Origin of the sequence: Rhizobium sp. L51/94, assembly GCF_019355555.1 — a bacterium.
Taxonomy (GTDB): Bacteria; Pseudomonadota; Alphaproteobacteria; order Rhizobiales; family Rhizobiaceae; genus Rhizobium; species Rhizobium rhododendri.
On sequence record NZ_CP072141.1, the window covers coordinates 1,555,757 to 1,569,471 of the forward strand.

The window sequence follows — 13,715 nt, forward strand, 5'->3', positions numbered from 1 at the left end:
TAGCAGCACATTGATTTGTGCAAATTGAAGTGCGAATGTCGGCCATCGTAAAACTGAGAGAAACCAGGGTAGGAGGCACCATGCGCGAGATCGGTCATTTCATCGGCGGCAAGGCCGTAGCCGGCACCAGCGGCCGCACCAGCAATATCTTCAATCCGGCCACCGGCGAAATCCAGGCGACCGTCGCGCTGGCAAGCGTCGAGGAGATGCGCGCCGCCGTTGCCAACGCCAAGGCAGCCCAGCCGAAATGGGCCGCCACCAACCCGCAGCGCCGCGCCCGCGTCTTCTTCAAGTTTGTCGAACTGCTCAACAAGCACATGGACGAACTGGCCGAGCTGCTGTCGCGCGAACACGGCAAGACCATCGAGGATTCCAAGGGCGACATCATTCGTGGCCTGGAAGTCTGCGAGTTCGTCTGCGGCATCCCGCACCTGCAGAAGGGCGAGTTCACCGAGGGCGCAGGTCCGGCCATCGACATGTATTCCATGCGCCAGGCTGTCGGCATCGGCGCCGGCATCACGCCGTTCAATTTCCCGGCAATGATCCCGATGTGGATGTTTGCTCCTGCCATCGCTTGTGGCAACGCCTTCATCCTGAAGCCCTCGGAGCGCGATCCGTCCGTGCCAATGCGTCTGGCCGAACTGATGATCGAAGCCGGTCTGCCGGCCGGCATCCTCAACGTCGTCAACGGTGACAAGGGCGCGGTCGACGCCATCCTCACCGATCCCGATATCGGCGCCATCTCTTTCGTCGGCTCCACGCCGATTGCCCGCTATGTCTACGGCACGGCGGCGATGAACGGCAAGCGGGCGCAGTGCTTCGGCGGCGCCAAGAACCACATGATCATCATGCCCGACGCCGATCTCGACCAGGCTGCGAACGCCCTGATGGGCGCCGGCTACGGCTCGGCCGGAGAGCGCTGCATGGCGATCTCGGTCGCCGTCCCGGTTGGCGAGGAAACCGCCAACCGTCTTATCGCCAAGCTGACGCCGATGGTCGAAGCCCTGCGCATCGGCCCCTACACAGATGAAAAGGCCGATCTCGGCCCGCTCGTCACCAAGGAAGCCCAGGCCCGCGTCACCGGCCTGATCGATCGCGGTGTGGAAGAGGGCGCCAAGCTCGTGGTCGATGGCCGCGGCTTCAAGCTGCAGGGCTATGAAGACGGCTATTTCGTCGGCGGCTGCCTGTTCGACAACGTTACGCCGGACATGGACATCTACAAGACCGAAATCTTCGGACCTGTTCTCTCCGTCGTTCGCGCCAAGAACTATGAAGAAGCGCTCGAACTGCCGATGAAGCACGAATACGGCAACGGCGTCGCCATCTATACCCGCGACGGCGATGCCGCCCGCGACTTCGCCTCGCGCATCAACATCGGCATGATCGGCATCAACGTGCCGATCCCTGTGCCGCTTGCCTACCACTCCTTCGGCGGCTGGAAGGCATCGAGCTTCGGTGACCTCAACCAGCACGGCTCGGACTCGATCAAGTTCTGGACCAAGACCAAGACGATCACCGCCCGCTGGCCATCCGGCATCAAGGACGGTGCCGAATTCGTCATGCCGACGATGAAGTAAAAGTCTTCAAGTGATCGACTTATCGACGGGCTCCCCTCAAGGGAGCCCGTTGACGTTGAGAGCCTGTGATGAAAACGAGTAAACGTGAACGAAAATTTCATCTTTTGGAATTGTTCAAAACTACCGTTGGTCCTATATACTTGGCTGAGGCTTTGATTCAGGAGACTGGCATGCGTTTGACCAAACAGACCAACTACGCGGTTCGCATGCTGATGTACTGCGCTGCCAACGAGGGCTACCTCAGCCGTATTCCTGAGATCGCCAAGGCCTATGGCGTTTCCGAGCTTTTCCTCTTCAAGATCCTGCAGCCGTTGACCAAGGCCGGCCTCATCGACACCGTGCGTGGCCGAAATGGCGGCGTGCGTCTCGGTCGTGCTGCCGACAAGATCAGCCTCTTCGATGTCGTCAAGGTCACCGAGGATAGTTTTGCAATGGCCGAATGCTTCGAGGACGGCGCTGTCGAATGCCCGTTGGTCGATAGCTGCGGCTTGAACTCGGCGTTGCGCAAGGCGCTCAATGCCTTTTTCGACGTGCTGGCAGATTATTCGATCGACGATCTCGTCAAGGCCCGTCCGCAGATCAACTTCCTGCTCGGCATCACCGATCGCGATCACAATGCCCTGAACAAGCGCATCGCCATCGCCGCCCCGGCAGCCTGAAGCTCTCCTCCGTCGCTCCGTCGTTTGATATGACAGCGCCTCCGCCATCGCGGATGCGGCTAGGTTGGGCTGTGACAAGTCCGTGCTGGCGCATCGTTCTTGGCCTGGTTGGAAGTACTTTAGCCCGCTTCAATTCGGAATCGCCTGTTCGGCCTGTCTAAAGCAACTAGTCAGATTTTGTTGTGTCTGCAGAAGGCGCGAATAAAACATCTGCTAAACTTGACCATCCGGAAAATTTTTGCCTTTGACATGTTGCTTTCGCCTCACAAATGTCGTTCCATCGCCACGCTCTGCGGATTGCATGGCCGCAAACACACAACTTCGAATAAGAACAAATTTGGGAAACGGCACCATGAAAAAGATCTCTGTTCTCTTGGCAGCGACGGCCCTGGCTTCGGTCATGGCAACGTCCGCCTGGTCTAAAACCCTGGTATACTGCTCGGAAGCATCGCCAGAGGGCTTCGACCCTGGCCTCTACACCGGCGGTCAGACCTTCGATGCGTCGTCGCGGACGGTTTACAATCGCCTGGTCGAGTTCAAGCATGGCGGCACCGAGATCGAGCCGGGTCTTGCCGAGAGCTGGACGATTTCTCCCGATGGCAAGGAATACACCTTCAAGCTGCGCCCGGGCGTCAAGTTCCAGACCACGGATTTCTTCACCCCGACCCGCGAGCTGACCGCCGACGACGTGATTTTCTCGTTCAATCGCCAGCTGAAGTCTGACAATCCCTGGAACAAGTACGTCGAAGGCGCATCCTGGGAATATTCCGCCGGCATGGGCTTCCCCGATCTGGTCAAGTCGATCGACAAGGTCGATGACCACACCGTCAAGTTCGTGCTGAACAAGCCCGAAGCGCCGTTCCTCGCCGACCTTGCGATGGACTTCGCATCGATCCTGTCGAAGGAATATGCCGACAAGCTGCAGGCTGACGGCAAGATGCCAATGTTGAACCAGCAGCCGCTTGGCACTGGTCCGTTCACCTTCGTCGCCTACCAGCCCGACGCCGTCATTCGCTACAAGGCCAACGACACCTATTGGCATGGCAAGGAAAAGATCGACGATCTCGTCTTCGCCATCACCACGGATGCTGCCGTTCGCGCCCAGAAGATGAAGGCCGGCGAATGCCATATCATGCCTTACCCGAACGCCGCCGACGTGGCTGATCTGAAGAAGGACCCTAACCTCAACGTGCTCGAGCAGCCTGGCCTGAACGTCTCGTTCCTCGCCTACAACACGATGGTTGCCCCGTTCGACAAGCCTGAAGTGCGCCGCGCGCTCAACATGGCCGTCAACAAGCAGGCCATCGTCGACGCCGTATTCCAGGGTGCTGCTGCCGTTGCCAAGAACCCGATCCCGCCGACAATGTGGTCGTACAACGACGCCGTAAAGGACGACAAGTACGATCCGGAAGCTGCCAAGAAGGCCCTCGAGGCTGCAGGCATCAAAGACCTGAAGATGAAGATCTGGGCCATGCCCGTCTCGCGTCCCTACATGCTGAACGCCCGTCGTGCAGCTGAACTGATGCAGTCGGATCTTGCCAAGATCGGCGTCACCGTCGAAATCGTCTCCTACGAATGGGCCGAATACCTGAAGCTGTCGAAGGACAAGGCCCGTGATGGCGCCGCCATCCTCGGCTGGACGGGCGACAATGGCGATCCGGACAACTTCCTCGACACGCTGCTCGGCTGCGAAGCCGTCGGCGGCAACAATCGCGCTCAGTGGTGCAACAAGGAGTTCGACAAGCTGGTGAAGGCTGCCAAGCAGACCTCCGATCAGGCCGAACGCACCAAGCTGTACGAAGAGGCGCAGGTCGTCTTCAAGCGCGAAGCCCCATGGAATACGCTCGACCACTCCATCGCCTTTGCGCCGATCAGCAAGAAGGTTACGGGTTACTTCATGGACCCGCTCGGCATTCACCGCTTTGACGGCGTGGATATCGCTGAATAAGATAGTACCCTAAAATCCGGTTCCCGGGCTTCATCCGGCGGTCAGGTCTCCTGATCGCCGGTGAATTTTTTGGATATATACGCCATGCTGCGCTTTCTCCTCGGACGCATCGCCATTCTGATCCCCACTTTCCTCGGGGTCTCGCTGATCGCGTTCTCCTTCATCCGGCTTCTCCCCGGCGATCCCGTCATGCTGATGTCCGGCGAACGGGTCATGTCCGATGTCCGTCATGCCCAGATCATGCACGATCTCGGCTTCGACCGGCCGATGTACATCCAGTATTTCTCCTATCTCGGCAACTTGCTGCACGGAGACTTCGGCACCTCGATCGTCACCAAGCGTTCGGTGCTCAGCGAGTTCCTGACGCTGTTTCCAGCAACGCTCGAACTGTCGCTCTGCGCCATTCTCCTGGCAATCTGTCTTGGCGTGCCGGCCGGTGTGTTTGCCGCCGTCAAGCGTGGCACCTGGTATGACCAGTCGATCATGGGCGTGGCGCTGGTCGGCTATTCCATGCCGATCTTCTGGTGGGGCCTGCTGCTGATCATCTTCTTCTCGGGCTATCTGCACTGGACGCCCGTTTCCGGTCGCATTTCGCTCATGTACTTCTTCAAGCCGGTCACCGGTTTCATGCTGATCGACAGCCTGCTGTCCGGCCAGCCCGGCGCCTTCAAGTCGGCAATGAGCTATCTGATCCTGCCGACCGTCGTGCTCGGCACCATCCCGCTCGCAGTCATCGCCCGCCAGACGCGTTCGGCGATGCTCGAAGTGCTCGGCGAGGACTATGTCCGCACCGCCCGTTCCAAGGGCCTGACGCCGTTTCGCGTCATCGGTGTGCATGCGCTGCGCAACGCCATGATCCCGGTCATCACCACCATCGGCCTGCAGATCGGCGTGCTGCTGGCCGGCGCCATCCTGACCGAGAGCATCTTCTCATGGCCCGGTATCGGCAAATGGATGGTCGATTCCGTCTTCAAGCGCGATTATGCGGTGGTCCAGGGCGGTCTTCTGCTAATCGCCGGCGTCATCATGCTCGTCAATCTGCTGGTCGATGTCACCTATGGTTTCATCAACCCTTGCATTCGTCACTAGGAGAGGCTGCATGAGCTCGGTCAGCACCAACACCGGCCATCCCTCCGCGCTTTCGGAGTTCTGGTACTATTTTTCCCGCAACAAGGGCGCCGTCATCGGACTTGCGGTGTTCCTTATCGTCCTCTTTCTGGCGATCTTCGCGCCATTCGTAGCGCCGCACGGCCCGAGCGACCAGATCCGCGAGAAGCTGCTGATGCCGCCGGCCTGGATGGCGGGCGGCGAGTGGTCGCATGTGCTCGGCACCGATGCCGTCGGCCGTGACATCCTGTCGCGACTGATCTTCGGCGCCCGCTTCTCGCTGTTCATCGGCTTGGTGGTGGTGACGCTGTCTGTTCTGACGGGCGTTGTCATCGGCCTGATCGCCGGCTTTTTCCGCGGCTGGCTCGACATCGCCATCATGCGGGTGATGGACATCATCCTGGCCTTTCCGTCGCTGCTGCTGGCACTGGTGCTGGTGGCGGTCCTCGGCCCCGGCCTCGTCAACGCGATGATCGCCATCTCGCTCGTCAACCAGCCGCATTTCGTACGCTTGGCGCGTGCCTCTGTCATGACCGAGCGCGAGAAGGAATATGTCATCGCCTCGCGGGTGGCCGGTGCCGGCACCATGCGGCTGATGTTCAAGACCATCCTTCCGAACTGTCTCGGGCCGCTGATCGTCCAGGCGACGCTCGCCTTTTCGGCGGCGATCCTCGATGCGGCAGCGCTTGGCTTCCTCGGCATGGGCGCCCAGCCGCCGACACCGGAGTGGGGCACGATGCTCGCCGAGGCTCGGGAATTCATTCAGCGCGCCTGGTGGGTGGTGACCTTCCCGGGTCTTGCCATCCTGATCACGGTGCTTGCCATCAACCTGATGGGCGACGGCCTTCGCGATGCCCTCGATCCAAAATTGAAGAGGTCGTGATGTCCCTTCTCGATATCCAAAATCTGACCGTCGAATTCCAGACCTCGTCCGGTGTGTTCCGCGCTGTCGATGGCGTGTCGCTCACCTGCGACAAGGGCGAGATCCTGTCGATCGTCGGCGAATCTGGTTCCGGCAAGTCGGTGGCGATGCTGGCGGTCATGGGCCTGCTCCCATGGACGGCGAAGATCACCGCCGATCGCATGATGTTTGACGGCAACGACTTGCGCGGCATGTCCGGTCGCCAGCGCCGCAGCATCATCGGCAAGGACATGGCGATGATCTTCCAGGAGCCGATGTCCAGCCTCAATCCGTGCTTCACGGTCGGCTTCCAGATCGGCGAGACCCTGCGGGTCCACATGGGTCTAGATCGCAAGGCAAGGCGCGCCCGCTCCATCGAATTGCTGCAGTTGGTCGGCATTCCCGCCCCGGAGGAACGGCTGTCGAACTTCCCGCATCAGATGTCGGGCGGCATGAGCCAGCGCGTGATGATCGCCATGGCGCTCGCCTGCGATCCGAAGCTTCTGATTGCCGACGAACCGACAACGGCGCTCGATGTCACCATCCAGGCCCAGATCCTCGATCTGCTCGTGCGCTTGCAGCAGGAAAAGGGCATGGCCCTTGTACTCATCACCCACGACATGGGTGTGGTGGCCGAAACCGCCGAGCGCGTTCAGGTCCAGTACGCCGGCCAGAAGGTCGAGGAGCAGCCGGTCAAGGAGCTGTTCCGCGACCCGCATCATCCTTATACCGCAGCGCTGCTGTCGGCACTTCCGGAACGGGCCGTCGTCGGCCAGCGCCTGCCGTCTATCGCCGGTGTCGTTCCCGGCCAGCACGACCGTCCGCCGGCCTGTCTGTTTGCGCCGCGCTGTTCGTTCGCGACCGCCGAATGTGATCGCGCGGTCGTCCGCCAGGGCGCCGATCTCGGCAATGCCCTGTGCAATTATCCGCTGGTCAAGGGCGTTCCGCTCAACCATCCCGGCGTTCGTGTCGCAGTATCTGCAGGAGACGTCCGATGAGCGGCGCCGTTCTCGAAGGGCGCGATCTCGCCCGCTACTACACCGTCAATCGTGGCATGTTCAAGCCGGACGCCACCGTCAAGGCGCTGAACGGCGTCAGCTTCAGCCTCTATTCCGGCAAGACGCTGGCCGTCGTCGGCGAATCCGGTTGCGGCAAGTCGACGCTCGCACGCCTGGTCACGATGATCGAGGATCCGACCGCCGGCGAACTGCTGATCGACGGCAAGCCGGCCCGTATCGGCGACCGCAGCCTTCGCAGCCAGGTGCAGATTGTTTTCCAGAACCCCTACGGCTCGCTCAATCCGCGCCAGAAGGTCGGGGCGATCCTCGAAGAGCCGCTGAAGATCAACACAACGGAAGATGCAGCCACCCGCCGCGCCAAGGCGGAGGCGATGATGGAGCGCGTCGGTCTACGGCCTGAGCACTACGACCGCTATCCGCACATGTTCTCCGGCGGCCAGCGCCAGCGCATCGCAATTGCCCGCTCGCTGATGCTGCGGCCGAAGGTGCTGGTTCTCGACGAGCCGGTCTCTGCGCTCGATCTGTCGATCCAGGCACAGGTGCTGAACCTGCTGATGGACCTGCAGAAGGAAATGGGGCTCGCCTATCTCTTCATCTCGCACGGCCTGTCTGTTGTGCGCCACATCGCAGATGATGTCATGGTCATGTATCTCGGCCGCCCGGTCGAGACTGGTAGCGCCGCCGATGTCTTTGCCCATCCGCGTCATCCCTACACCGCAGCCCTGCTGTCGGCGACGCCGATTGCCGATCCCGAGCGCGCCAAGACGCGCATCCGCCTTCAGGGCGAACTGCCGTCGCCGCTCAATCCGCCGACTGGCTGCCACTTCAATCCGCGCTGCTGGAAAGCGCAGGATCTCTGTCGGACAAACGAGCCGCTGCTTGACCAGGCTGCGGCGCATGGGTTTGCCTGCCATTTTCCGCTGGACTGAACACGAGTAACAGGACCGCATGCAATGAGTGAACCAATCGGCCCCCGGGCTATCGTCGTCATGGGCGTCAGCGGCAGCGGCAAGACCTCGATTGCCGAGGCAATTGCCGGCAAGCTGGTCTTCAAGTTCGTCGAAGGGGATGCCCTGCATCCGTCTGCCAACGTCGAGAAGATGAGCCGTGGCACACCTTTGACGGATGAGGATCGCTGGCCCTGGCTCGACCTGATCGGTGCCGAGATCGCCGCAGCCGTGGCTCGCGGCGAAGGCATCGTCGTGACATGCTCGGCGCTGAAGCGCACCTATCGCGACCGCCTGCGGCGCGAAGCCGGCGGCGCGCTTGCCTTCGTCTATCTCGAAGGCTCCCGCGCCTTGCTCAACACCCGCATGGGCGAGCGCAAGGGCCACTTCATGCCGACATCGCTGCTCGAAAGCCAGTTGGCGACGCTGGAAGTGCCGACCGGCGAACCCGGCGTGGTCACCGTCGATATCGACGACAGCATCGACGGCATCGTCGCTGCGGCAGTCAAGGGTCTCGCTGCAATCGGCTGACCAGAACTGGTCAGCCGTCTGCCCGCGACAGCACTCTGCGCTCGAAGAAGAAGTAGGGGCGGAGCCGCACGCCGAGCACGTTGCCGGCGAAAGCGGCAACGGCCCAGAGATAGCCGTGAAGACTGCCGGAGGCTATGCCGGAGAAATAGGCGCCGATATTGCATCCGTAGGCGATGCGGGCGCCATAGCCGAGCAGAAGCCCGCCGACGACAGCCGCAAGGATAGAGCGCAGCGGAATGTCGAGGCTCGGCGCAAACCGCCCGGCAAGCGACGATGCCAGCATCGCGCCGGCAATGATGCCGAAATCCATCACCGAGGTGACATCGGCAAAGACGCTGTCCGTCAGAGCTTTCGCATTGGCCGGCGTCTGCCAGTAGGTCCAGGCGGTCGGATCGATGCCGATGAGCGCTGCGCCCTTGGCGCCCCAGAGCGCGAATGCGGATGTGATACCCCAAGGACGACCGGCAATCGAAAGCGTCGCGAAATTCAGCAGGGCCAGCGCGACCGCACCGAGGACGAGCGGCCATGGACCGCGCAGCAGGCGCTGCAGACCGTGACGCCTGGCTGGCGCCTCGGTCTCGAGTGCCCCGTGCCGGCGCTTTTCCACCAGAACCGTCAGCCCGGCGATGACTGCAAAAATGGCGAGCGAGACCGCAATGCCGCCAACTGCGCCGAAACTCTGTACCAGCGAAATCGGTGGAAGCGCGGGCAGGCTCACCACCAGTCGAAGTTGACGGTGCCCAGAACCGAGCCGACGACAAAGAAGAACAGGGTGACCAGCATGCGGGCATTGCCGCCGCCAGCGGTAAACAGCGTGCCTGAAGCGCAGCCGCCGCCGAGTTGCATGCCGATGCCGAACATGAAGGCACCGACGATGACGCCGATCCCGGCCGGCGAGACCGAGCCCTTCACCTCATGGCCGAACAGCGACCCGCTTGCAAGGAATGGAAAGAACAGGATGACAGCGAGCGCCAGCAGGATCATCTGCACCCGCAGTCCGCGCCCGCGCCCATCGACGATAAACACCCGCCATGCGGAGGTGAAACCGAAGGCAGCGTGGTAGAGCGCAATGCCGAGTGCTCCACCGACGAGGAACAGCGCACCTTGGGCCGGGCCGTAGAAATAGCCCAGAAGCACTGTGCCCAGTACCAATGCGGCGAGCGATCCTACCCCCGGCGCTCCCAGCAGTGGGGCTTTGGTCTCGTTGATGGACGGCGAGGCGACAGACATGACATGCTCCTGATTGCAGGAAGCACTTTTACGCCTGTTCCTCTCCCGGCGAGAGGAACACTATTCTTCAGTTGTGCGAAAAAGCGAACGAGCATGCCATGACTGCGGGCAACGGGGACATGATTGTCGCCCCTCAGGGCCGAAAGCGCTCCGGTCCATAGGCCGAAATATCGATGAACGGCGCTTCCCCGGTGATCATCTCGGCCAGAACGCGACCGGTGACCGGGCCAAGCGTCAGACCGTGATGCGCATGACCGAAGCCGAACCACAAGCCTTGATGGCGCGGTGCCTTGCCGATGACAGGCATCATGTCGGGCGTGCACGGACGGGCACCCATCCATGGCTCAGGATCCAGCCGCTCGCCGAGCGGGAAGATTGTGCGGGCGACCTTTTCGGCGCGGTCGAGCTGCACCGGCGTCTTCGGCGCATCGCGGGATGCAAATTCGGCGCCTGTCGTCAGCCTGATGCCCTGGTTCATCGGCGCCAGAAAGTAGCCGCGCTCCTTGTCCAGCGTCCAGTTGTTGAGAACGGCATTGCCCTCGGTCGCATAATGCATGTGATAGCCGCGCTTGACGCCAAGCGGAAAATTGTAGCCCAGGCGGTAGGTCGCGGTGTCGGCCCAGGGACCGAGCGCCAACACGGCATCGTCGGCCTGCAACGGGCCTTCCGAAGTCATCACCCGCCAGCCCGATCCCGACTGGCCGAGCGAGGCTGCGTCGCCGCGCACGAACCGGCCGCCGAGGCTCTCGAAATAGCGCATATAGGCGTTGGTGAGCCCGGCAGGGTCGAGCACCGACCAAGGATCCTTCCATCGCAGACCGCCGACGAACTGGCCCATGATGTTCGGCTCGGCACGGGCGACGTCGGCGGGGGTCATCGCCTCGAAATCCACCGCGTATTCGCGCTTCAGCTTGGCGGCCTCGGCAAATTCCTCGTCGCGCTTGGCCTCGGTGCGAAAGATCTCCATCCAGCCATCCTTACGGATCAGATGTTCGGCGTCTGAGGCCTGGATCAGGTCGGCATGTTCGAGGATCGAGTTCTCGATCAGCGGCGCATAGGCCCGGGAGATCAATGCATGCCGCTTGGCATTGGAGTTCCACCAGTACTTCGCGAGGAATGCCAGCTGGCCGGGCAGGGCGCGCAGATGATAGTGGGCATCGATGCGGTTGTTCAGCGCATATTTCAGCAGCAGGCCAAACTGCTGGGGGAAACCATAGGGAACGACACCTTCGCGCTGGATCAGCCCGGCATTGCCGAAACTCGTTTCCTGGCCGGGCTGCTTGCGGTCGATCAGCGTCACCTGCCGGCCGCGGCGCTGCAGGTGGATTGCGGTCGATACGCCGACAATGCCGGCGCCAAGCACGATTGCGTCTTTTGTCATAATTCCCTGCGGTCGGTCAGCATTTTCAAACCCGGAAAGTGCCTGTCGAATTGCTGCGTTGCAAATAAAAAATGAGACCGTGCAAGCTTAAAGCATCGCGTCCTTCAATGCCTTGTTCTCGGCCTTGATGCGGACGGTCAGCATCGCCGCGTTGAGCAGCGAGAAAACGAGCGCAAACAGCGGCAGTCCGAACGCCAGCGGCAGAGCTGCGATCTCGCCGACGACGATCACATAGTTCGGATGGCTGAAGAAGCGGTAGGGTCCCGTGACGATCCTCGGGGTATTCGGCAGGACGATGATCCGCGTCGTCCATCGCCCGCCAAGGGTGGCAAGAATCCAGACGCGTAGCAGCTGCAGAACGGCAAAGACGGCCAGCCAGAACAGGTTGATGGGCTGGTTCCAGCCGAAGACCCACAGGCCAACCAGCCAGGCCGCGTGCATGACCACCATATAGGGGTAATGCTCCGCCCCGATCTCGCGTCCGCCTCTCGCCATCAGCGCCTTGGTGTTGCGCTTGGCGTGCACCAGTTCGGCCAGGCGCTGCAGGGTGACGAAGGTCAGGAGTGCAATTGCAGGCAACATCAGGCGACCCTCTTCAGCGTGACGCAACTGGCCGTGAAGCCCGGTCCCATGGCGACCATCGCCGAGCGTTCGGGCAGGCCTGCGGCAATGGCCCGTTCGAGCACGAAAAGCACGGTCGGAGACGACATGTTTCCATATTCGGCGATGACGGCGCGCTCGTGGTCAAGCGATCCCGGTTCCAGTCCGAAGGTCGCTTCCAGCGCGACCAGGACCTTGGCGCCGCCGGGATGGCAGATGAACCGGTCGATATCGGAAAGTGCCAGCCCCGAGCGCGCCAGGATCGAGGCGATTGCCGGACCCACCTCCGCCTCGGCAAATCGCGGCAGCGACTGCTCGAGGATGATGCCGAAGCCGGCGTCGTCGATCTGCCAGCCCATGATACCGAGCGTATCCGGAAATAGGTGCTCGCCCGTCGTCTCCACCTCGGCCAGCCCGCCGGGCCCTGCGCGCAGGATACAGGCGGCTGCGCCGTCGCCGAACAGCGCGGTGGCGATGATATTCGGCTTGGTCGGGGCATCCAGCCGGAACGACAGCGAACAGAGTTCGATGGCGACGAACAGCACGGTCGCCCCGGGCCGGCCCCTGGCCATGCGCGTGGCAATGCCAAAGCCCGAGACACCGGCAGCACAACCCAGCCCGAAAACGGGAACGCGCTCGATATCGGCGCGGAAACCCATCTGGCCGGCCAGCCGCGCCTCGAGGCTTGGCGTCGCAAAGCCGGTCGACGATACGGTGACGATGCAGTCGATATCGGCCGCCGTCAGACCAGCGTGATCTAGCGCCTTTGTGGTTGCCTCGACGAAAAGTGCGCTGGCGACCTCGGCATAGGCGGCGAGCCGGTCTTTCCAGGCGTGCGGTTCGGAGAACCATGACAAAGGTCTCGCCGAATGCCGCTTGGTGATCCCGGCATTGTCGAAGACGCGCGATAGCGGCTTGAATTCGCGGTAGCGATCCGAGAACAGTCGGGCGGCCATTTCCTTGGCTTCCGACTGCAAAATGACGTGCTCGGGCGTGGCAACGGCCAGTCCGACGAGCTTAACTTGGTCTGTCAAAAACTGTCTCCTTTGGCGCTGTTCGCGCGCTGCTGCCGACAACACTTGGTACGTTGAAATATTCGATGTGGGGCGATCACTTGGTCGTGAGAACAGGCAAACGAGTGATGCATGGAAATAGTTGCTCAGCCGTCGAATAATCCACCGGCCTCGGGTGTTCTCCTGCCGCAACGTTCAATTCAGCCAAGGAGACCTTCCCATGACGAACACTGCAATTCGCTTCGCAACAATCGCGGTCGGCGCCTGCCTGACCCTCGGCACCCTGACTGTGCCTGTCTTTGCCGCCGGCGACAGCGAGAGCGCGCCGCCGACCTGCAAGAAGGGCGAAGTCTACGACAAGAAGGAAAAGAAGTGCGTCAAGCAGTCCGGCGCCAATATCAGCGATGAAGACCGCGCCGACTATGCCTATGCGCTGGCCAAGGAAGGCCGTTACGAGGAAGCGCTGGCCATGCTCGATACCGTGAAGGACCAGAACAACGCCGAGGTGCTGAACTATCGCGGCTATGCGACCCGCAAGCTCGGCCGCACTGATGAGGGCATTTCCTACTACCTGCAGTCGGTCAAGCTCGATCCGAAATACGCCAAGGTCCGCGAATATCTGGGCGAGGCCTACGTCATCAAGGGTCAGGTCGATCTCGCCAAGGACCAGCTGGCCACCATCCAGTCGATCTGCGGCACCGGCTGCGAAGAGTATCAGGACCTGCATGAGGCCATCGAGCATCCTGCCAAGATCTGATCTCCTCCTCTCGGCATCGTCACGCCGGTCACCATCAACGGCGTC

Annotated in this window: 12 protein-coding genes and 1 pseudogene; 9 read left to right on the forward strand and 4 right to left on the reverse strand. The window is 61.7% G+C overall.

The window, feature by feature from the left end; all coding sequences use genetic code 11:
• Window positions 1-80 precede the first annotated feature (80 nt).
• The 8 genes from J5274_RS07570 (at window position 81) to J5274_RS07605 (ending at window position 8,689) form a co-directional block, all read left to right on the forward strand.
• Window positions 81-1,577, forward strand: coding sequence for a CoA-acylating methylmalonate-semialdehyde dehydrogenase (locus J5274_RS07570; protein ID WP_142824063.1), 1,497 nt, complete (start codon window positions 81-83; stop codon window positions 1,575-1,577).
• A gap of 170 nt (window positions 1,578-1,747) precedes the next feature.
• Complete coding sequence (gene rirA / locus J5274_RS07575) at window positions 1,748-2,236, forward strand: iron-responsive transcriptional regulator RirA (protein WP_142824064.1); 489 nt, start codon at window positions 1,748-1,750, stop codon at window positions 2,234-2,236.
• 352 nt (window positions 2,237-2,588) lie between these two features.
• On the forward strand, window positions 2,589-4,184 hold the full coding sequence (locus tag J5274_RS07580; RefSeq protein WP_142824065.1) for an ABC transporter substrate-binding protein: 1,596 nt from the start codon (window positions 2,589-2,591) through the stop codon (window positions 4,182-4,184).
• A gap of 84 nt (window positions 4,185-4,268) precedes the next feature.
• Window positions 4,269-5,273, forward strand: a complete 1,005-nt coding sequence (locus J5274_RS07585; RefSeq protein WP_219274900.1) for an ABC transporter permease subunit — start codon at window positions 4,269-4,271, stop codon at window positions 5,271-5,273.
• 10 nt (window positions 5,274-5,283) lie between these two features.
• Window positions 5,284-6,174 carry an ABC transporter permease subunit gene (locus tag J5274_RS07590; RefSeq protein WP_142824067.1) on the forward strand — a complete coding sequence of 297 codons (891 nt, stop codon included), beginning with the start codon at window positions 5,284-5,286 and terminating at the stop codon, window positions 6,172-6,174.
• Window positions 6,174-7,190: an ABC transporter ATP-binding protein gene (locus tag J5274_RS07595; RefSeq protein WP_142824068.1), complete on the forward strand. Its 1,017-nt coding sequence runs from the start codon at window positions 6,174-6,176 to the stop codon at window positions 7,188-7,190. Before J5274_RS07590 ends, J5274_RS07595 begins: the two co-directional genes overlap by 1 nt.
• Window positions 7,187-8,140, forward strand: a complete 954-nt coding sequence (locus tag J5274_RS07600; RefSeq protein ID WP_142824069.1) for a peptide ABC transporter ATP-binding protein — start codon at window positions 7,187-7,189, stop codon at window positions 8,138-8,140. The genes J5274_RS07595 and J5274_RS07600 overlap by 4 nt, the downstream gene beginning before the upstream one ends.
• A 24-nt stretch (window positions 8,141-8,164) precedes the next feature.
• Window positions 8,165-8,689 carry a gluconokinase gene (locus J5274_RS07605; protein ID WP_142824070.1) on the forward strand — a complete coding sequence of 175 codons (525 nt, stop codon included), beginning with the start codon at window positions 8,165-8,167 and terminating at the stop codon, window positions 8,687-8,689.
• A 10-nt stretch (window positions 8,690-8,699) separates the two neighbouring features.
• On the opposite strand, the pseudogene J5274_RS07610 reads toward J5274_RS07605, so the two are convergent.
• The 4 genes and pseudogenes from J5274_RS07610 to J5274_RS07625 all read right to left on the reverse strand — a co-directional run bounded on the left by J5274_RS07610 (window position 8,700) and on the right by J5274_RS07625 (window position 12,976).
• A pseudogene (locus tag J5274_RS07610) lies at window positions 8,700-9,919 on the reverse strand (YeeE/YedE family protein).
• 133 nt (window positions 9,920-10,052) lie between these two features.
• The gene (locus tag J5274_RS07615) at window positions 10,053-11,300 is read right to left on the reverse strand and encodes an FAD-binding oxidoreductase (RefSeq protein WP_142824071.1); all 1,248 of its coding nucleotides are present in this window, start codon (window positions 11,298-11,300) and stop codon (window positions 10,053-10,055) included.
• Between the two features lie 87 nt (window positions 11,301-11,387).
• On the reverse strand, window positions 11,388-11,885 hold the full coding sequence (locus tag J5274_RS07620) for an isoprenylcysteine carboxyl methyltransferase family protein (RefSeq protein ID WP_142824455.1): 498 nt from the start codon (window positions 11,883-11,885) through the stop codon (window positions 11,388-11,390).
• Window positions 11,882-12,976 carry a type III polyketide synthase gene (locus J5274_RS07625; RefSeq protein WP_257625665.1) on the reverse strand — a complete coding sequence of 365 codons (1,095 nt, stop codon included), beginning with the start codon at window positions 12,974-12,976 and terminating at the stop codon, window positions 11,882-11,884. Before J5274_RS07625 ends, J5274_RS07620 begins: the two co-directional genes overlap by 4 nt.
• A gap of 157 nt (window positions 12,977-13,133) precedes the next feature.
• On the opposite strand from J5274_RS07625, the gene J5274_RS07630 reads away from it, so the two are divergent.
• Entirely contained in the window at window positions 13,134-13,670 is a 537-nt protein-coding gene (locus J5274_RS07630) for a tetratricopeptide repeat protein (RefSeq protein WP_142824073.1), read from the forward strand.
• The last annotated feature ends 45 nt before the right edge of the window (window positions 13,671-13,715 follow it).